The 19,087-nt window shown below is 68.3% G+C and carries 17 protein-coding genes; 11 read left to right on the top strand and 6 right to left on the bottom strand.

The genetic code is table 11. The annotated features are described in order from the left end of the window. The first annotated feature begins 69 nt into the window (after nt 1-69). The 5 genes from CSR00_RS17965 to CSR00_RS17945 are packed head-to-tail and all read left to right on the top strand — an operon-like array spanning nt 70 to nt 7,085. Nucleotides 70-1,245: an amidohydrolase family protein gene (locus tag CSR00_RS17965; RefSeq protein ID WP_099023785.1), complete on the top strand. Its 1,176-nt coding sequence runs from the start codon at nt 70-72 to the stop codon at nt 1,243-1,245. Further along, nucleotides 1,242-2,522, top strand: coding sequence for a M24 family metallopeptidase (locus tag CSR00_RS17960; RefSeq protein WP_099023784.1), 1,281 nt, complete (start codon nt 1,242-1,244; stop codon nt 2,520-2,522). Before CSR00_RS17965 ends, CSR00_RS17960 begins: the two co-directional genes overlap by 4 nt. Continuing rightward, a complete protein-coding gene (locus tag CSR00_RS17955; RefSeq protein WP_099023783.1) occupies nt 2,512-3,648 on the top strand; it encodes a M24 family metallopeptidase in 1,137 nt (378 codons plus the stop codon). The genes CSR00_RS17960 and CSR00_RS17955 overlap by 11 nt, the downstream gene beginning before the upstream one ends. Before the next feature lie 30 nt (nt 3,649-3,678). Then, nucleotides 3,679-4,638, top strand: a complete 960-nt coding sequence (locus CSR00_RS17950) for an enoyl-CoA hydratase/isomerase family protein (protein ID WP_099023782.1) — start codon at nt 3,679-3,681, stop codon at nt 4,636-4,638. Then, a complete protein-coding gene (locus CSR00_RS17945) occupies nt 4,635-7,085 on the top strand; it encodes a CaiB/BaiF CoA-transferase family protein (RefSeq protein WP_176562131.1) in 2,451 nt (816 codons plus the stop codon). Before CSR00_RS17950 ends, CSR00_RS17945 begins: the two co-directional genes overlap by 4 nt. Nucleotides 7,086-7,197: 112 nt before the next feature. Here CSR00_RS17945 and CSR00_RS17940 read toward each other — a convergent pair whose 3' ends face one another. The 3 genes from CSR00_RS17940 to CSR00_RS17930 all read right to left on the bottom strand — a co-directional run bounded on the left by CSR00_RS17940 (nt 7,198) and on the right by CSR00_RS17930 (nt 10,632). Beyond that, nucleotides 7,198-8,043 (bottom strand): mycofactocin-coupled SDR family oxidoreductase, encoded by an 846-nt coding sequence (locus CSR00_RS17940; protein WP_099023780.1) that lies wholly within the window; start codon nt 8,041-8,043, stop codon nt 7,198-7,200. A 53-nt stretch (nt 8,044-8,096) separates the two neighbouring features. Next, the gene (locus CSR00_RS17935) at nt 8,097-9,221 is read right to left on the bottom strand and encodes a cytochrome P450 (RefSeq protein ID WP_245906210.1); all 1,125 of its coding nucleotides are present in this window, start codon (nt 9,219-9,221) and stop codon (nt 8,097-8,099) included. Nucleotides 9,222-9,318: 97 nt separating this feature from the next. After that, nucleotides 9,319-10,632, bottom strand: a complete 1,314-nt coding sequence (locus CSR00_RS17930; RefSeq protein WP_099023778.1) for a cytochrome P450 — start codon at nt 10,630-10,632, stop codon at nt 9,319-9,321. 217 nt (nt 10,633-10,849) lie between these two features. Between CSR00_RS17930 and CSR00_RS17925 the strand changes: the two genes are divergently transcribed. After that, nucleotides 10,850-11,515 carry a TetR/AcrR family transcriptional regulator gene (locus tag CSR00_RS17925; RefSeq protein WP_099023777.1) on the top strand — a complete coding sequence of 222 codons (666 nt, stop codon included), beginning with the start codon at nt 10,850-10,852 and terminating at the stop codon, nt 11,513-11,515. Between the two features lie 87 nt (nt 11,516-11,602). Here the strand turns inward: CSR00_RS17925 and CSR00_RS17920 are convergent, their stop codons facing one another. Then, on the bottom strand, nt 11,603-12,319 hold the full coding sequence (locus CSR00_RS17920) for an enoyl-CoA hydratase/isomerase family protein (RefSeq protein ID WP_099023776.1): 717 nt from the start codon (nt 12,317-12,319) through the stop codon (nt 11,603-11,605). Between the two features lie 170 nt (nt 12,320-12,489). On the opposite strand from CSR00_RS17920, the gene CSR00_RS17915 reads away from it, so the two are divergent. The 4 genes from CSR00_RS17915 to CSR00_RS17900 are packed head-to-tail and all read left to right on the top strand — an operon-like array spanning nt 12,490 to nt 15,980. Continuing rightward, on the top strand, nt 12,490-13,680 hold the full coding sequence (locus tag CSR00_RS17915) for an amidohydrolase family protein (protein WP_099023775.1): 1,191 nt from the start codon (nt 12,490-12,492) through the stop codon (nt 13,678-13,680). Continuing rightward, nucleotides 13,677-15,161 (top strand): FadD3 family acyl-CoA ligase, encoded by a 1,485-nt coding sequence (locus tag CSR00_RS17910; protein ID WP_281259733.1) that lies wholly within the window; start codon nt 13,677-13,679, stop codon nt 15,159-15,161. The genes CSR00_RS17915 and CSR00_RS17910 overlap by 4 nt, the downstream gene beginning before the upstream one ends. A 26-nt stretch (nt 15,162-15,187) precedes the next feature. Continuing rightward, a complete protein-coding gene (locus tag CSR00_RS17905) occupies nt 15,188-15,796 on the top strand; it encodes a fatty-acid--CoA ligase (protein WP_407662467.1) in 609 nt (202 codons plus the stop codon). A 10-nt stretch (nt 15,797-15,806) separates the two neighbouring features. Next, a complete protein-coding gene (locus CSR00_RS17900) occupies nt 15,807-15,980 on the top strand; it encodes a (2Fe-2S)-binding protein (protein WP_099023773.1) in 174 nt (57 codons plus the stop codon). 10 nt (nt 15,981-15,990) lie between these two features. On the opposite strand, the gene CSR00_RS17895 is transcribed toward CSR00_RS17900, so the two are convergent. Beyond that, nucleotides 15,991-16,725, bottom strand: a complete 735-nt coding sequence (locus CSR00_RS17895) for an Rv1363c family protein (protein ID WP_245906205.1) — start codon at nt 16,723-16,725, stop codon at nt 15,991-15,993. After that, nucleotides 16,722-17,549 (bottom strand): Rv1363c family protein, encoded by an 828-nt coding sequence (locus CSR00_RS17890; RefSeq protein ID WP_099023772.1) that lies wholly within the window; start codon nt 17,547-17,549, stop codon nt 16,722-16,724. Before CSR00_RS17890 ends, CSR00_RS17895 begins: the two co-directional genes overlap by 4 nt. Nucleotides 17,550-18,017: 468 nt before the next feature. Between CSR00_RS17890 and CSR00_RS17885 the strand changes: the two genes are divergently transcribed. After that, a partial coding sequence (locus CSR00_RS17885) for a bile salt hydrolase (protein ID WP_141564395.1) occupies nt 18,018-19,087 on the top strand: 1,070 nt, incomplete at its 3' end.

Raw genomic sequence — 19,087 nt, 5'->3', positions numbered from 1 at the left:
CTACACAGGACCACTACACAGCCCACAGCCAGACAGAGATCCCAGACTGGGAGTCACGGAAGGTCAACGATGTCCATTCAGTCCAGCGCAGCCACGTTGTACCCGCCCGGCGGATTCGGAGCGCCGAAGAATCGTCACGGCCACGCGACGGGCGCGATCGGCCTGCCCGTGGGGACGGAGGTGTTCTCCGCCGACAATCACATCTCGGTGGCCGACGACATCTTCTACGAGCGCTTCCCCGAGGAACTCAAGGGCGCGGCGCCGCGCATCTGGTACGAGGACGGCGCCTACATGGTCGGCATGAAGGGCAAGGCCTGGACCGGCGGCGACTTCGGCCGTGTGCTGATGCAGTACGACGACCTCGCCGGCGCGGCCACCAACAACATCGAGGCCCGCATCACCCAGCTCAAAGAGGACGGCATCGACAAGGAGCTGGCCTTCCCGAACGCCGTGCTCGCACTGTTCCACTACCCGGACAAGGCGATGCGTGAGCGCGTGTTCCGGATCTACAACGAGCACATCGCCGAGCTGCAGGAGCGGTCCAACGGGCACTTCTACGGCGTCGGCCTGATCAACTGGTGGGATCCCAAGGGCACCCGGAGCACGCTGGCGGAGCTGAAGTCCCTGGGCCTCAAGACGTTCCTGCTCCCGCTGAATCCGGGCAAGGACGACGAGGGCAACATCTACGACTACGGCAGCACCGACATGGACGCGGTGTGGGACGAGATCGAGGAGGCCGGGCTGCCGGTCAGCCACCACATCGGCGAGACCCCGCCCAAGACGCCCTGCCAGAACAACAGCGTCGTCGTCGGCATGATGGTCAACGTCGACTCGTTCCGCGAACAGTTCGCCAAGTACGTCTTCTCCGGCATCCTCGACCGCCACCCCAAGCTGAAGGTCGGCTGGTTCGAGGGCGGAATCGCCTGGGTGCCCACCGCCCTGCAGGACGCCGAGCACATGCTGGCCTCCTACCGGCACATGTTCAACCACGAACTCCAGCACGACGTCCGGCACTACTGGGACCACCACATGAGCGCCTCGTTCATGGTGGACCCGCTGGGCCTGCGACTGATCGACGAGATCGGGGTCGACAACGTCATGTGGTCCAGCGACTACCCGCACAACGAGAGCACCTACGGCTACTCGGAGAAGTCGCTGGCCACCGTCGTCGATGCGGTGGGCCCGGAGAACGCGGTCAAGATCGTCAGCACGAACGTCAAGAATTTCCTGGGACTCACCGAATGACCTCGGGGGCGACCACCACCCATTCCGGCGTCACCCAGATCGCCCGCACCGGCCTGACGTGGCTCGACATTCCCGCCGAGCCCGACCTGGCCCGGATGCGCCGCGAGACCAGCGCTCGGCTGCACGCCGCAATGGCCGATCAGGGTGTGGATGCGCTGGTGCTGCTGGGCAACGGCAACGTCGTGTACGCGACGGGCATCAGCTGGCCGCTGGCCGATGCGGGGCTGTCCCACGTGGAGCGGCCGGTGGCGATCCTGCTGGCCGACGACGAGCATCCGCATCTGTTCCTGCCGTTCCGTGAGGGCGCGGCGATGGAATCGGGGATACGCGACGACCACCTGCACGGTCCGGTCTATCTCGAATTCGACGAGGGTGTCGCGGACTTCGCGAAGATCCTGGCCGGGTTCGTGCCCGCCGGCGCGACGGTCGCCGTCGACGAGTTGACCGGCGCCATGCGCCGGGCCGGCACCGCGTTGTTCCCCGCCGGCGCGCCGGTCGATGCCGCCCCGGTGGTGGGCGCGGCGAAGCTGGTCAAGACCGTCGACCAGATCGCCTGTGTCCGCCGGGCCTGCCAGATCACCGAACAGGCCATCGTCGACATCCAGAAGTCGCTGGCGCCGGGTGTGCGACAGATCGACCTGTCCGCCGAATTCGTCCGCCGTGCCTTCGAGCTCGGCGCCACGACCAACATGTTCGACTCGATCTGGCAGGTCATGCCCTCGTCCCGGGCCGAGGGAACCTGGACCACCACCGGTGATCTCGCCCTGCCGCTGCTGACCACCGAGCGCGAGCTGCAGCAGGGCGACGTGCTGTGGACCGACGTGTCCATCGCCTACCACGGCTACTGCTCCGACCACGGGCGCACCTGGATCGTCGGGCAGGACCCGGATCCGCGTCAGCAGCAGCAGTTCGACAAGTGGAGCCGGATCGTGGACGGGGTGCTCTCGGTGACCCGCGCCGGCGCCACCTGCGGCGACCTCGGACGCGCGGCGATCGCGGCCGCCGACGGACAGAAGCCCTGGTTGCCGCACTTCTACCTCGGCCACGGCATCGGTACCAGCGCCGCCGAGATGCCGATGATCGGGACGGATCTCGGGCAGGAATGGGACGACAACTTCGTGTTCCCGGCGGGCATGCTGCTGGTGTTCGAGCCGGTGGTGTGGGAGGACGGCACCGGTGGCTACCGCGGCGAGGAGATCGTGGTGGTCACCGACGACGGTTGGATGCCGCTGACCGACTATCCGTACGACCCCTATGAGGTAACCCGTGGGAATTGACATCGAGGCCGACAGCCGGGCACTGCGTTTCAGCCGCCGGGAACGGGCGCTGGCCCAGATGGACGCCTATGACCTCGACGTGCTGGTGCTCGGCAGGCAGGCGAACGTGCGGTACATCTCGGGTGCGCCGCAGCTGTGGGTGGTGGGCACCCGCCCGTTCGGCCCGATCTGTACGTTCGTCCGGTCCACCGGCGCGATCCATCTCAACAGCACCTGGGACGAGGGCATGCCCGAGGAGATCCCGCACGAGAATCTCTACGGACTGGCGTGGAATCCGATGACTCTCATCGGGGTGCTGCAGAACATCGAGGGCGCCGCCACCGCCCGCCGGGTCGGAACCGACGCGCTGACACCGACGTTCGCGAAGCTGCTGCCCATGGCGTTCCCGCAGGCCGAACTCGTCGACGGCGAACAGGCGATGCGCGCCGCGCGGCGGGTCAAGACCCCCGAGGAGATCGAGGCCCTACGGCGGGCGCTGCGCGTCGCCGAGGGTGGCCTGGCGACCGCGCAGGCCCAACTGGCCGCGGGGGTCACCGAGAAGACGCTCGCCGGTGCCCTCCTCGAAGCCGAGGCGGCCGGCGGGGTGAGCACGCCGGCGACCCAGGACGCCGCCTGGGTGACCTCGAAGGAACACCCGTGGCGACGGGCCGAGGGCGACGGGCGGATTCGCGAGGGCGATCTGGTGGCCCTGTCGGCCGGTGTACTCGCCGACGGCTACGTCGGGGAGGTGGCACGCACCTCCTACGTCGGAGATCCCACCGACGCCGTGCGGGCGCTGTACCGTCGACGGGATGACCTGTGGGACAGGCTGCTCGAGGCCTGCCGCCCGGGCAAGCCGACCAGTGCTCTGCTCGACGCCTACCAGGCCGCGGGTGAGCCGCTGCCGGCGATGCCGGTGGCCCATGGCCTGGGCCTCGGCTTCGATCCGCCCGTCGTGTCGCCGAACCTGCGGACGACCGCCGAGCAGGACATCCTGGTGGAAGGGATGGTGCTGGCGTTGACCGGATACGTCTGGCAGAGCGGTGTGGGCGCGGTGTTCACCCGCGACGCGGTGGTGGTGGGTGCCGACGGTCCGGAGGTGCTGACCCGCACCCCGTCGGCCAGCGGCGTCGCCGCCGCCCTCTGACCGGATTCGAGCGAGCAAAGGAGCTGATCGATGGCGGAGCGGCCCTCCCCGGAGGACATCATCCTCTACGAGAAGGACCCGAAGACCAAGATCGCCACCATCACCTTCAACCGGCCGGAGTTCCTTAACGCCCCGACCTCGTTGGCGCGGCTGCGCTATGCAGACATCCTGCGCGCCGCCAACGCCGACAACGACGTGAAGGTGGTGATCATCCGCGGTGTGGGGAGCAACCTGGGCAGCGGAGCAGATCTGCCGGAATTCATGGAAGGCAACGACGATCCGTCGGTGCGGTTGGCGGAGCTGCGCCTCGAGGACGACGGCGTCGGTGCGGTGACGTATCCGCCCAAGGGCACCTTCCGCAACGGGGCCACCATCTCCGCGTGGTACGCCAACTCCCAGGCGGGCAACCGGGCGCTGCAGGACTTCAAGAAGATCAGCATCGTCGAAGCCAAGGGCTACTGCTACGGCTGGCACTTCTATCAGTGCGCCGACGCCGACCTGGTGATCTCCAGCGAGGACGCCCTGTTCGGGCACCCGTCCTTCCGGTACCACGGCTGGGGACCCCGGATGTGGACGTGGGTGCAGATGATGGGCCTGCGCAAGTTCCAGGAGATGGTCTTCACCGGTCGGCCGTTCACCGCGGCGGAGATGTACGACTGCAACTTCCTGAACAAGGTGGTGCCCCGCGAGGAGCTCGAGTCCGAGGTCGCCAAGTACGCCATGGCCTGTGCCCGCAACAGGCCGGTGGACACCGTATTCCAGCAGAAGATGTTCTTCGAGGTGTTCAAGCAGCACCAGGGCGAGTACATGGGCAGCCTGCTCAGCGCGTTCTTCGAGTCCATGGGCAACGGCGTGGCCAATGACGCCGAGGACGACATGGACATGTTCGAGGCGATCGACAGCGGGCTCTCCGACGCCGTCAACGACAACGACATGCGCTTCCCGCCCGAGTTCCGGCTCAGCAAGTCCAACCGCAACGAGAAAGACTGACCGTGGCACCACTTTCCGGCTACACGGTGGTCGATCTCTCGTCGGGCATCGCCGGCGGGTACTGCACCAAACTGCTCGCCGACGGCGGTGCGCGGGTGATCAAGGTGGAGCCGCCCGGCGGCGACCCGCTGCGCTCCTGGTCGGCCTCGGGCGCGCGGGTCGACCCGGTCGCCGGGGGCGCGTTGTTCAGCTACCTGGCCTCCTCGAAGGACAGCGTGGTCGTCGATCCGGCCGACGCCGAGGACCTCGATCTGCTCGAACGTCTGCTGGCCGCGGCCGACGCCGTGCTGTGGACCCCGGGCGGTGCCCTGACCTCACTGGAAAGCCTTGCTCCGCACACGATCCGGGATCGCCACCCCCAGCTGTTGGTGACGTCGCTGACACCGTTCGGTCTCGGCGGGCCGTGGACCGGCCGGGCCGCGACCGAGTTCACCCTGCAGGCATGGTCGGGCGGAGCGCTGGGGATCGGGCGCGGCGAACAGGGCCGGGCGCCGGCGCATGTCGGCGGCCAGGTCGGCGACTGGGTCGCCGGCGTCTACGCCGCGGCTCTGACGCTGGCCGCCCGCGAGCGGGTGCTCGCCACCGGAACCGGTGACCTCGTGGACATGTCGATGCTGGAGGCCCAGATCCTGGGCCTGACCTACTACCCGGTGACCTTCTTCGAGATGCTCGGCCGGCCCTGGCGCACGGAGCGCAAACCGACCGTGCCGGGCGTGGCCGAGGCGGCCGACGGGCTGGTGGCACTGGGATGCGGCACCGCCCAGCAGTGGTTCGACCTGTGCGCCATGTCGGGGCATCAGGAGTGGATCGACGAGGAGTCCGCACTGTCGATCACCGAGCAGGCCAACCTGCACGCCGAGGAGCTCTTCGAATGGCTCCGCCACGAACGGGTCGACGACGTGCGGGAGCTGGCCTCGGCGTTCCGCATCCCGAACTCCCCGGTCGGCAACGGCGAGAACGTCACCGGCATGGACCATTTCCAGGAACGGAAGACGTTCGTGACCAACCCGCGTGACGGGTTCACCCAACCCGGGTTCCCCTACCGGCTCAGCGGGGTCGAGCTGCGTGCCCCCGAACCGGCGCCGCGGCTGGGCGAGCACACCGACGCCTACCGGCAGACCTACGCCGACCGTCCCGCGGCGGTCGCGAGCACCGCCACCCCCGGGCCGGCCGCCTCGGTCCGCCTGCCGTTCGAGGGCCTGCGGGTGCTGGACATGACGACGTTCTGGGCCGGCCCCTCGTGCACGCACCTGCTCGGCATGCTCGGTGCTGAGCTGATCCATCTGGAGTCCACGGTGCGCCCGGACGGTACCCGGCTGATCGCCGGTATCCCGGTCACCGAGGACCAGTGGTGGGAGAAGTCGCCGATCTTCTCCGGGCTGAACACGAACAAGAAGAGCCTGACGCTGGACTTCCAGTCCGAGCGCGGCCGGGACCTGTTGCGGCAGTTGGTCTCCACCTGCGACGTCGTGATCGAGAACTTCACCCCGCGGGTGATCGACCAGATCGGGCTGGACTACGAGAGTCTGCGCGCGGTGCGCGAGGACCTGATCATGGTCCGGATGCCCGGATTCGGCCTCGACGGCCCGTGGCGGGACAACCCGGCGTTCGCCTACATCATCGAGGACGCCGCGGGGCTGAGCTGGCTCACCGGCTATCCCGACCGGACCCCCTACGAGCCGTACTCGGTGGGCGACCCGAACGCGGGGATCCACGCCTTCTGCGCGCTGCTGCTGGCGCTGGATAATCGCCGCTCCACCGGGCGCGGCACCCTGATCGAGGCGTCGATGATCGACGCCGCCCTCAACATCGCCGCCGAGCAGGTGATCGAGTTCTCCGCCTACGGCGCACTGCTGCAGCGGGACGGCAACCACGGCCCGGCCGCCGCCCCGCAGAACCTCTACCAGACCTGCGATATCGACGAGTTCGGTCGGGACGACACCTGGGTGGCGATCGCCGTCGCCACCGACGAGCAGTGGGACGCGCTGCGTGAGGCGCTGGGCCGGCCCGAGTGGGCGATGAGCCCGGCGCTGGCCGGCGCCGCCGGCCGCCGTGCGGCCCAGGACGAGATCGACGCGGCGCTGGCGGCGTGGTGCCGCCCCCGCACGGCCGACGACGTCGTGGCAACGCTGTGGCCGGCCGGTGTCCCGGTGGCCAGGGTGATGCAGCCGCACCGTCAGACCGAGCTGGCGCAACTGGATGCCCGGCACTTCTTCGAAGACGTCGCCCATCCGGTCAACCCCACCGCCCCGCATTCGACCATGCCGGCCCGGTTCACCGCCGTGGGCGAGCCGGTCCACCGTCGGCACGCACCGCTGCTGGGCGAACACAACGTCGAACTGCTGACCGAACTCGGCCTGGACGCCGGGGAGATCGCCGCGCTGGAGGCCGACGGCGTCATCGGCACCGCACCGGCGATGGGGTCGCGCCGCAAGGCGGCCCGGTAACCGGTCGACGTCCGCACCGCCGGCCCGCACCGCCGGCCCGCACCCACAAGGGCGCACCCGAATAGGTGCGGGCCGGGGCACCTCCCCGCGCCCCGGCCCGCTCGGAAATGGTCTACTTCAGGCAGCTGCCCGCATCCACCGGGAGGGTGACCCCGGTGACGTACCGCGCCTCGTCGGAGGCGAAGAACAGCACGGCGTTGCTGATGTCCTGGGCCTCGACCCACGGGATCGGCAGCGTGTGGAACATCTGGCAGATGGGCGCCATGTCGTCGGGACCCGGGTTCTCCAGATCGGGCCGGAACATCTTGAACGTGCCCTCGTTGTGCAGCATCGGAGTGGCCACGTGCGTGGGATGCACCGAGTTCACCCGGATCATGTGCTGGCCGAGCTCGACGGCGAAGGAGCGCATGATGCCCACGACGCCGTGCTTGGCCGCCACGTAATTGCCGCAGTGCGGATACGCCTTGAGCCCACCGACCGAACTTGTCAGCACGATGGAGCCGCCGCGACCGCCGGCGATGATGTGCGGCACACCGGCCTTGACCGACTTCCACACCCCGGACAGGTTGATGTCGATCATCTCGTCCCAGTCCTGCTCGCTGGTCTGATCCAGCGTGTCGCCGCCGTTGCCGATGCCGGCGTTGGCGACGATGATGTCGAGCCGGCCCAACTGCTCGACGCCGCTGTCCACGGCGGCCTTGACCGCCGCGAAGTCGCGAACGTCGGCCTCGGCGGTGACGATGCGGCGGTTCAGGGCCTTGACCATGTTCGCGGTCTCGGCCAGGTCGTCTGGCGTCGACGCCGGGATCGCGGTCTCGGTTCCGGGCCGGATCGGGCCGCAGATGTCGATCGCGATGATGTCGGCGCCCTCCTCGGCCAGCCGCACCGCGTGGCTGCGGCCCTGGCCGCGGGCCGCGCCGGTCACGAACGCGACCTTGCCTTCGAGTCGTCCCGTCATGTCACTCCTCTTGTCTTTTTCGTGGTTCGAACTTGGGTTGAACGTGGTTTGAATCAGGAAACGAAGGTGGGCATGGTCTCCCAGCCGCGCACCGCCGTCGTCTGCGACGGTTTGGCGTTGGCCCAGTCGACCTCCCACTCGGGGAAGCGTTTGAGGATCTCCTCCAGGGCGATCCGGCCCTCCAGGCGGGCCAGTGCATTCCCCATACAGAAGTGGGTTCCCGCGCCGAAGGTCATGTGGGAGCGTTGTTCCCGGTGGATGTCGAAGACATCCCCGTCCGGCGCGAACCGGCGATGGTCGCGGTTGGCGGCGCCGATGAGCATCAGCATCGCCGAGCCCTCGGGCACCGTCTTCCCGTAGTACTCGACGTCGCGGGCGACGTAGCGGGCGATCTGCAGCGCCGGGGGCTCCCAGCGCAGGATCTCCTCGATCGCCTGCGGGATCAGCGTCGGGTCCTGCGCCAGTTCGCGGCGCTGATCGGGGTAGTCGGCCAATGTCTTTCCGGCCCAGCCGATCAGCCGGGTGGTGGTTTCGGCCCCCGCGGTGGCGACCACCGTCAGGTACATCAGCAGTTCCTCGCGCCGCAGCGTGCGCAGCGTGCCCGTCTCGTCGGTGAACTCGGCGTTGAGCAGGTCGGTCATGATGTCGTCCGAGGGATGCTCGGTGCGGTAGTCGATGAACTCGGCGAACACCTCGCCGGTGGCCAGCAGGTCGACCTGTTCGTTCATCAGGGTGGCTTCGCCGTGGTCGGTGACCCGGCGCTGATGCTCCTCGGGAATGCCCAGCAGCATGCCGATCACCCGCATCGGCATCTGCTCACCCAGATCGTTGACGAAATCGAACTTCCCGGCGCCGACCAGCGGGTCCAGGCAGCGTGCGGTGAACTCGCGGATCTGGGGCTCCAGCGCCAGCACCTTGCGCGGGGTGAACATCCGCGACAGCAGGTTGCGGTGGATGTTGTGGATCGGCGGGTCCTCGAAGATCAGCGTGCCCGGCGGGATCTCCATGCCGGATTTGATGATCTCCAGCAGCGCGCCCCGGCCCGAGATGAACGTCTCGTGGTCGATCACCGCCTTGTTGACGTCGTCGTAGCGGCTGACCGCGTAGAAGTCGTGCTGCTCGTTGTAGTAGAGCGGTGCCTCTTCCCGCATCCGCGCGAAGACCGGATACGGGTTCATGTTGAGCTCGACGCTGTACGGGTCGTAGTACAGCTCTGCGGTGTCGGCTGTCGTGGTCACTGGAGGCGTCCTCTGTTCTCGTTGACGGGGAGGCGGGTCACGCGGTGGCGGCGTGGGGTTGCACGGGGGTGAAGGTGATGTTGATCTCCGTCAGCCCGCGCAGGATGAACGTGGGCTCGTAGTTGAAGTTGTGGTCGCCGGCGGGTCCGTGCTTCTCCTCGTCGAGCCGGATGTCGGTCATGCGGTCGAGGATCCGCTCGATGGACACCCGGCCCTCGACCCGGGCCAGCGGACCGCCCGGGCAGGAATGCGCGCCGCGCCCGAACGCCAGGTGCTCGCGCACGTTGGAGCGGTCGAAGTCGAACTCGTGGGGGTGGTCGAACCGGCGCGGGTCGCGGTTGATCGCCCCGGGGTTGACCATCACGATCGTCCCGGCGGGCAGCTCCACGCCGCCCAGCACGGTGTCCTTCTTGACCAGGCGGAACGCCGACTTGACCGGGCTCTCCATCCGCAGCATCTCCTCGACGAAGTTGGGGATGCGGCTGCGGTCGGCGCGCAGGCGTTCCACGACATCGGGACGTTCGGCCAGCAGCCGGATGGACGCGCTGAGCAGCTTGGTGGTGGTCTCCTGGCCGGCGGCGAACAGGAACGTCGCGCTCTTGACCACGTCGATGATCTCGGGGGTGTCGCCCTCGGGGTACTTCGCGGTGGCCAGCCCGGTCAGGATGTCGTCGCGGGGGTTGGCGCGCCGGTCCTCGAGGTAGGCGCAGAACTTGTTCTCCAGCCACTCCAGCGGGTTGTGGTCGAGCGTCTCGCCTTCCAGCGATCCCACGTTGGCGCCGGGGCGCGGCGCGCCCAGCATCTCGCGGAACTCGTCGTGGTCCTCCTCGGGGACCCCGAGCAGGTCGGCGATCACCAGCAGCGAGAACGGCTTGGCGTACTCGGAGAGGAACTCGCAGTGCACCGTGCCGGTCTGGTCGCCGATGATCTCGTCGAGCTGCTCGTCGGCCAGCCGCCACATGAACTCCTCGTTCTCCTTGAGCCGTTTGGGCGTCAGGAGCCGGTTGAGCAGCGAGCGGGCCCGGGAGTGCTCCGGCGGGTCCATGGTGACCATGTGCTCACTCATCGGGAGTTCGCCGCGGTGCGCCTCGATCTGGGCGCTGATGTCGTGGCCCTCCGGGGTGAACGGCAGCGGGGGAAACGGGCCGCCGACGGCGATGCAGGACGAGTAGACCTCGGCGTCCTTGTAGACCACCGAGGCCTCCTCGTGGCCGGTCACCGCGACCACGCCGTAGTTCGAGGTCTTGAGCACCGGGCAGCGGGACCGCAGGTGGTCGAAGTAGGGGTAGGGATTCGGCACCAGCGACTGATCGGTGAAGAAGTCGAGGGTGTCGTAATCGCTTTCGGGCAAGACGAACCTCCTGCAAAGGGCTGACAGGTGCTGAGCACTTGCTTAGCATGTGGTCTGGCACACGGTCAAGGTGATCGGGCCGGCATTACGATGTCTGTCAGCGAAGAACCAGACACGAGCGAGGCACGACCGCGGCGCAACCGGGCCGCGTGCGGACGAGGCGACCCCGGGACGAGCCCGGGACGAGCCCGGAAACGAGACAGTAGGGAGGCGGGGCATGGCTTCCCCGGCCGGCACGACGCGCAGGTTGGGCGCACCCGACGCCAAGAATCGGGTGGTGCTGCTCGACGCGGCCGAGGCGCTGATGCGCGAGGAGGGCTATGCGGCGGTGACGTCTCGCCGCGTGGCCGACCGGGCCGGTCTCAAGCCGCAGCTCGTGCATTACTACTTCCGCACGATGGATGATCTGTTCCTCGAGCTGTTCCGGCGCCGGGCCGACACCATGCTGCACTACCACCAGCTGGCGCTGAAGTCGACGCAGCCGCTGTGGGCGCTGTGGGAACTGAACACCGATCCCGCCGGCACCGGGATGACGATGGAGTTCATCGCCCTGGCCAACCACCGCAAGGCGCTGCGCGCGGAGATCGCCCGCTACGCCGAGATGTTCCGCCGCGAGCAGATCAACACCTTCACCGCGGCCATGGCGCGCTACGACGTGCCGTTCGAGGAGTTCACCCCCACGGTGCTGATGGTGTTGATGACCGGCGCCACGCAGGTACTGGTGCAGGAACAGCTGCTGGACATGAGGGTCGGCCACGAGGAGACCCTGGAGTTCGCGCGGCGTTGGCTGACCTTCCTGGAAGGCGAGTGCCGACTCGACCCGGGCTGGCGCCACGAAGCGCTCGAGGACGACGGAGATGGTGCGTCGAGTGACGGCGGGTAGCGCCGTCGGTTCAGACCTGATGCCGGTGAATGTCGGCTCCGGGGCGGTCTGAGGTCTGACTGGATGCCCCGAGGTGGGGCCGGGGTGCTACTTGGCCCGTGACATCACCCGGTCGGCGGCCGCCCAGTGCTCGTCGGAGACCCACAGCCGGGCGAAGGCGCCGATCGCCTCCTCGGGGGTCACGCCCGACAACACCCTCTTGATGTCGCCGGCGGGGTGATTGGTCAGTGAGCGGGCCACCGCCCGCCAACCCTCGTCGAACGAGGCGCGCGGCAGCACCTGATCCACCAGGCCCAGGCGGGCGGCCTCGTCGGCCTCCAGCACGGTGCCGCTGCCGGCCAGCAGCAGGGCCCGGCCCCGCCCGACCAGCGCGGCCAACCGTTCGGCCCCGCCCCAGGCGGGCATGATGGACAGCGCCACCTGGTTGAATCCGATCCTGATGTCGTCGGCCGCGATGCGGATGTCGGCGGACACCGCCACCTCGGCGCCGCCGCCCAGCGCGTGACCGTTGAGGGCGGCGATCACCGGCGCGGGAAACGCCGCGATGCGGTCACAGATCGTGCGCATCCGGCGGGCCATCGCGGCGGCCTGTTCCTCGGTGCGCAGCTTGGCCAGTTCCTTGAGGTCGCCGCCCGACACGAACGCGCGGTCGCCGCCGCCGCGGATGACCAGCGCCAGCGCGCCCGCGGCCCGGTCCAGGGCGGCGTCGAGCTGGTCCATGGTCTCCGGCGCGATGGCGTTGCGCGCCTGCGGCCGGTCGATCGTGATGACGGCGAGTCCGCCGTCGAATTCCAGGTCGACCATGGACACATTCTCCTGAATTGATATTGGCATTCTCGCAAACTGAGAATAACATCGCGCACAGGCACCGGGCCGCCGGGCGCCGCCCCGTGCGGCGCCGACGCGCGAGCCCGCTGATTGCCACCGACCGCCGTCGAGAATATGATTCTCATTGACCGAAAAGGAGCATTCCAATGGGGCAACTGTCGCACAAGGTCGACATTCCGTTTCCGCTGTTCGACGCGGACAACCATCTCTACGAGCCGCCGGAGGCGATGACCAAGTACCTCCCCAAGGAGTACAAGGACATCGTCCAGTACGTCGAGGTCAACGGTCGTACGAAGATCGCCATCCGCGGTCAGATCAGCAACTACATCCCGAACCCCACCTTCGAGGTGGTCGCCAAGCCGGGCGCCTGGGAGGAGTACTTCAAGTTCGGTAACCCGGACGGCAAGAGCAAGCGCGAGCTGTTCGGTGAGCCGATGAAGTCCATCCCGGCCTTCTTCGAGCCCGCGCCGCGGCTCAAGCTCATGGATGAACTGGGTGTGGACCGCTCGCTGATGTTCCCGACGCTGGCCAGCCTCATCGAGGAGCGGCTGCGCGACGACCCGGTCGCCATCCACGTGCTGATCCACTCGCTGAACCAGTGGCTCGACGAGGTCTGGGGCTTCAACTACCAGAACCGCATCTTCACCACCCCGGTGATCACCCTGCCGATCGTGGAGAAGGCGATCGAGGAGCTGGAGTGGGCGGTCAAGCGCGGCGCCCGCGCCATCCTGATCCGTCCCGCACCGGTTCCCGGCTTCCGCGGGCCGCGCTCGTTCGCGCTGCCCGAGTTCGACCCGTTCTGGCAGAAGTGCGTCGAGTACGACGTGTTCGTGGGCATGCACTCCTCGGACAGCGGGTATTCGCGCTACACCTCCGAGTGGGACGGCGCCACCCAGGAGATGCTGCCGTTCCAGACCAACGCGATGCAGATCCTCAACGAGTGGCGTCCCATTCAGGACGCGGTGGCCTCGTGGGTGATCCACGGTGCGTTGTTCCGGTTCCCGAAGCTCAAGGTGGGCATCGTCGAGGCGGGCTCGAAGTGGATGTTCCCGCTGCTGGACTCGATGGCCGAGGTGTACAAGAAGGCGCCCGAGGCCTTCCCGGCCAACCCGATGGAAGAGATCAAGAACCGCATCTACATCAGCCCCTTCTACGAGGAGGGCATCGACGAGCTGGTCAACCTCGTCGGCGTGGACCAGGTTCTCTACGGGTCGGACTGGCCGCATCCGGAGGGCCTGGCCGAGCCCACCCACTATGTGACCGCTCTGGAGCATCTGTCCCTGGAGGACCAGGCGAAGATCATGGGCGGCAACCTCGGTCGCCTCGTCACGGTGTGACCCGGACGGCACGCGACAACGGCGCCTCGTGGCAGACCATCCCCGAGATGGTCTTGAGCGTCGGCGACCGCTTCGGTGATGCCGAAGCGGTCGTCGACGGGCCACTGCGGCTGACCTTCCGCCAGCTCACCGAGCGGGTGCTGACGGCGGCGGGGGCCTTTCGCGACCTCGGTGTCGCCAGGGGCGACCGGGTCGCGATCTGGGCCCCCAACTCCGCGGAGTGGATGATCGCGGCCTTCGGCCTGCTCACCGCCGGCGGCATCGTCGTACCGGTGAACACCCGGTTCAAGGCCGAGGAGGCCGCCGACGTCATCACCCGCAGTGGGGCTCGGGCCGTCCTGGTCCAAAAGGGCTTCCTCGGAATGGATTTCGCCGCGCCGGCCGGCGTCCCCGTGATCGACCTGAAGTCCGATTTCCTGAGCGCGGCCACCCCGTTCGACTACCGGGCCGGCGATCTGCAGGGCTCCGACATCGCCGACATCATCTACACCTCCGGTACCACCGGGCGCCCCAAGGGCGTGATGATGAATCACCTCCAGACGTTGCGCCTCTACGCCGAGTGGTGCGATCTGGCCGACCTGCGCGAAGGCGACCGCTACCTGATCGTCAACCCGTTCTTCCACACCTTCGGCTACAAGGCGGGCTGCATCACGTCGATGATCCGGGGTGCCACCGTGTTCCCGGTGCCCGTCTTCGACGTCGACACGGTGGTGGACCTCATCGACCGGGAGCGCATCACCATGCTTCCCGGCCCGCCCACGCTGTACCACTCGCTGCTGGCGGTGGAGGACAAGTCCAAGCTGGCGACGCTGCGCGCGGGGGTGACCGGGTCGGCGGACATCCCCGTCGAACTCATCCGGCGGGTCCACGAGGAACTGCCGTTCCAGACGCTGGCCACGGGTTACGGCCTGACCGAATGCGGCACGGCGACGCTGTCGCGTCCGGGCGACTCCTTCGAGGACGTCGCCACCACCGTCGGTGTGCCCTGCGCCGACATCGAGGTACGCATCGCCGACGACGCCGAGGTGCTCGTCCGCGGTTACAGCGTCATGCAGGGCTACCTGGACGATCCGGACGCCACCGCGGAGGCCATCGACGGCGACGGGTGGCTGCACACCGGCGATCTGGGGGAGTTCACCGATGGCGGCCGGCTGCGGATCATCGGGCGCAAGAAGGACATGTTCATCGTCGGCGGGTTCAACGCCTACCCGGCCGAGATCGAAGGGTTCCTGCTGGAACACCCCGCCGTCGCGCAGGCCGCCGTCATCGGCGTTCCGGATGACCGCATGGGTCAGGTGGGCAGGGCCTACGTGGTGCTCAAACCCACCCGGAACGGCCGCGGCGGCGCACCCTCGGAGGCGGATCTGATCGCCTGGAGCAAGGAGCGGATGGCCGGCTACAAGGTGCCCCGATCGGTGGTGTTCCTCGAGGCGCTGCCGCTCAACGCCAGCGGCAAGGTGATGAAGGACCGGCTCGGGTGAACATCGCCGAGGTCTACCGGCATTCGATGGTGATCGCCTCCGATTACCGGATCCCCGATCCGTCCCGGGTGGCCCCGCTGCTGCAGAAGCGCCGCGCCGAGCTCTCCCGGATGGGCGCCCACCACGTGCTGGTGTACCAGTCGACCCGCGAGCCCGGCCGGGTGCTGGTGATGATCGGGGTCCGCAGCCGGGAACCCGTCGTGGAGCTGCTGCGCTCCCGGGCCTTCTTCGACTACTTCGACAGCGTCGGCGTCGAGGAGTTCCCGGCGGTGTTCGCCGGGGAGATCGTCGAGAAGTTCGATCTGACCGATCCGCGGCAGGGCCCCGAGTCGCCGGGGGTGATCGTCTCGGCGTTCGTGTCGGTCTCCGACGTCCAGGCCCTGGTCGGTGGTCTGCGGGCCGCGGAGAGCCGGTTCCGCGACGCCGGCATCCGCCGGCTGTGGGTGTTCGGCGCCTTCGACGACGCCCAGGAGGTGATGGTCCTGCAGGAGATCGACGACGAGGACAGCGCCCGGCGCTGGATCGACCGTCCCGACGCCGCGGCCGAGTGGATGTCGCACGCCGGGGTGGGGGTGTACCCGCCGTTGTTCGTCGGCGAGTTCGTCAGCATGATGGCCATCGACCGACCGGAGTGAGCACAGCCGCATGTACGTCTGCCTGTGCAGGGGAGTGACCAGTCATACCGTCGCCGACGCCGTGGCCGCCGGCGCCACCACGTCCAAGGAGGTCGCCGCGGCGTGCGGTGCCGGTTCGGACTGCGGCCGGTGCCGGCGCTCCGTGCGGGCGATCATCGAGAACGCCGCCCGATCACGGTCCTAACGGGATCGAGCTACACGGGATCGAAGGAGGAGATCAGCCACTTCCCGTCGACCTTGGACAACGTCACCAGGACGCTGCTGGCCGCCATCGCCGGGTCGGGGCGGTCCTGGCTGGTCGTGGTCTGGTTGACGAACACCAGTACCACCGCCTTGTCGGGCTCGATCTGCGAGACCGCGGCGCGGACGACATTGGCGTCGGTCTTGACCTTCTTCTGCGCGACGGCCGGGCGCACGACCTCGTCGGTGAAGTTGCCGTAGTAGTCCAGGAAGTCGCCGGTCAGATGTGACTTCGCGTTGGCGAGGTCCTGGTCCAGCGAATCGGGACCGTAGCTGAGCACCGCCACGGTGCCGTCCTTGGCCGCCTGCAGCGCAACCTGCTCGGCGTGGGGGCCGGTCTGCTGGTCCACGCGGTACCAGAAGAAGTACAGCCACGCGGTCAGCCCCGCCGAGGCCACCAGCAGCACCGCCAGGAGCGCCGCACCGGCGATGACCCATCGGCGGCGCCGTGCGGGCCTGCCGCCCGCGCCGGCCGTGTCCTCGGCCGCGCCGTCCGTGCCGGGTTCGCTGCCCGGGTGCGGGTCTGAGTCCGGGTTCTCGACGTCGGCTGCGGCGTCCGCGCTGTCCGCCTCCTCGGTCACCTCGGGCGCGGGATCCACGGGATCCACGGAATCTGTGGGATCCACCGTGGCGCCGGCGTTTTCTCCCGCGTCGTCCTGATCGGTGCGGGACTTCTGGTCAGCGGTCACGGTGTGAACTCGACTTTCGACATCTTGATTCCGTCGCCCACTCGCTCGACGGTCACGCTGAGGCGCCAGGCGCGCGGGGTGGGTTGCTTGCTGGCCTGGTTGGCGACCTCGGACTTGGCCGCGACCAGCACCACCGCCGAGTTGTCGTCCATCGACTCGATCCCGGCGGCCTTCACCTCGGCCGTGGAGACCACCTTGGACTCCTTCATCACGGTCATGAAGTCCTTGGCGCTGTTCTGGAAGTCGTCGTGGAATGCCCCGGTGGTGGAGTCCATGACGCGCTGCAGGTCGGCGTCGGCGTTGTTGAAGTCCAGCGACATCAGGTTGGTCACGCCCTGGCTTGCGGCCGCGGTGAACGCGGTGATCTGCTGCTGGCGGGCCACGGCCTTGTCGTGCTGCCAGATCATCAGACCGCTGACGGTGCACAGGGCGATGATCAACCCGATCACGGCCGCCGTCGCCGCGATCGGCGCCGCACGGCGGTACCACCGTCGCCGTCGCCCCGCCGGAGGGCTGTCGTCCCCGGCCGCTTCGGTGTCTGGGGGTTCTGCGGCGGTCTCGGCGTCGTCAGGGGCGCCGGCGGCCCCGGTGTCTTCAGTGTCTTCAGCGGCCTCGGTGTCTTGAGTGGCCTCGGCGTTTCCGGCCCCCGCCGCCTGCTGCCGCTCCTGCTCCTGCTGCTTGCGGAGCCGGCTCAGTTCCGCGGCCCGCGCGCGTGCGCGGGCCGCCTCGGCGGCCGCTTCGGCGGCGGCGGCCTCGGCCTCGGCGGCCTCGGCTTCGGCGAGGAGGGCGTCCTCGGAGTCGGTGCGATCGCTCGATGTGGTCACGGTCGGTTCTCCGGTGCCGGGCGAACATCGGCAGCGGCGACGCGTGCAGCACGGTACGGCTGCTGAGCCGGCATCGCTACCTCCTGGTCCCTCCATAGGGTACGGGCGAGAATGACGTTACTCCCTGAGTCTGAGGGCGAAGCCCATCGTGCCCGTCCGCGACCACAGAATTCCTCTTGACCTGCGATAACGGTATTTCCGATTTGTGAGACTGCGAATCGGGCCGATCCCGGCGGGCGGGAAATTCGAGGTCTTGGGCAGTGGCCTGCGCCGGCACGAGGATGACGTTTCGGTTGCCGATTGTCAAGCAAGTTGCGACCCGCGGGCATCGGGACGAACCGCGGCGACCCGCGGGGCCGTGTGGCCCGTCCTGACGGCCGCCCCCGGTCGGTAATCTCGGGCCGGCCGAAGCGGATGACGCGGCGGTCGGGCGAGCGATCGGATTCAACTGCCAGGAGGAGGCCGTCGATGTGTACCCGTGTGGTGTATCTGGGAGCCGAAGACCGCGTGGTCACCGGACGGTCGATGGACTGGAAGTTCGAGATCGGCACCAACCTGTGGGCGTTTCCGCGGGGCATGCACCGGCAGGGCCGGGCGGGCGCCAACTCGCTGGAATGGACCTCCAAGTACGGCAGCGTCATCGCCTCGGGATATGACATCTGTTCCACCGACGGGCTCAACGAGGCCGGCCTGGCGGTCAACCTGCTGTGGCTGGCCGAGTCCGAGTACCCCACCGAGGACACCGGCGCGCCGGCGCTGTCGCTGGCGGTGTGGGCGCAGTACGTGCTGGACCGCTTCGGCTCGGTGGCCGAGGCGGTGGACGCCCTGACGGGCACCCCGCTGCAGGTGCGCTCCGCCGAGGTGCCCGGACAGGACCGACTGGCCACCCTGCACCTGTCGATGTCGGACCGTTCCGGGGACAGCGCCATCGTCGAGTACATCGCGGGCCGGCAGGTGATCCACCACAGCCGCGACTACCAGGTCATGACCAACTCGCCGATCTTCGAGAAGCAGTTGGCCATCAACGAGTACTGGGACCAGATCGGCGGCGAGGTGATGCTGCCCGGAACCAACCGCGCCGCCGACCGATTCGTGCGGGCCTCGTTCTACATCAACGCGATCCCCAAGACCGGTGAGGCGCAACTCGCGGTCGCCGCCGTCCTCAGCGTCGTGCGCAACGCCTCGGTGCCCTACGGCATCGCCACCTCGGCCGAACCCAATATCTCCTCGACACGCTGGCGTACCGCGGTGGACCACAAGGACATGCGCTACGTCTTCGAGTCGGCGCTGGCGCCCAGCACCTTCTGGGTCGACCTGGCCAAGCTCGACCTCGGCGAAGGCTCGCCGGTCCGGAAGCTGCCGCTGGGCGAGGGGGAGAAGACGGTCTACGCCGGCGACGCCAGCGGCTCCTTCGAGGAGCTGCCTCTTATACACATCTCTTATACACATCCCCGAGCCCCGATCCAGTACGCCCTGTCCTGCTTGAAAAACAACATACACCATCTCGCACTTTATAACAAAAACTTCGCGTCAGAACA

The organism is Mycolicibacterium palauense, from assembly GCF_002592005.1.
GTDB lineage: Bacteria > Actinomycetota > Actinomycetes > Mycobacteriales > Mycobacteriaceae > Mycobacterium > Mycobacterium palauense.
This window is presented reverse-complemented; position numbering and strand designations above follow the sequence as displayed.

Coding starts and splice junctions, on each gene's coding strand:
- CSR00_RS17960 (WP_099023784.1), top strand. CDS start 1,242: ATGACCTCGGGGGCGACCACCACCCATTCCGGCGTCACCCAGATCGCC.
- CSR00_RS17900 (WP_099023773.1), top strand. CDS start 15,807: ATGTACGTCTGCCTGTGCAGGGGAGTGACCAGTCATACCGTCGCCGAC.
- CSR00_RS17965 (WP_099023785.1), top strand. CDS start 70: ATGTCCATTCAGTCCAGCGCAGCCACGTTGTACCCGCCCGGCGGATTC.
- CSR00_RS17925 (WP_099023777.1), top strand. CDS start 10,850: ATGGCTTCCCCGGCCGGCACGACGCGCAGGTTGGGCGCACCCGACGCC.
- CSR00_RS17950 (WP_099023782.1), top strand. CDS start 3,679: ATGGCGGAGCGGCCCTCCCCGGAGGACATCATCCTCTACGAGAAGGAC.
- CSR00_RS17935 (WP_245906210.1), bottom strand. CDS start 9,221: ATGAACCCGTATCCGGTCTTCGCGCGGATGCGGGAAGAGGCACCGCTC.
- CSR00_RS17915 (WP_099023775.1), top strand. CDS start 12,490: ATGGGGCAACTGTCGCACAAGGTCGACATTCCGTTTCCGCTGTTCGAC.
- CSR00_RS17940 (WP_099023780.1), bottom strand. CDS start 8,043: ATGACGGGACGACTCGAAGGCAAGGTCGCGTTCGTGACCGGCGCGGCC.
- CSR00_RS17905 (WP_407662467.1), top strand. CDS start 15,188: ATGGTGATCGCCTCCGATTACCGGATCCCCGATCCGTCCCGGGTGGCC.
- CSR00_RS17920 (WP_099023776.1), bottom strand. CDS start 12,319: ATGGTCGACCTGGAATTCGACGGCGGACTCGCCGTCATCACGATCGAC.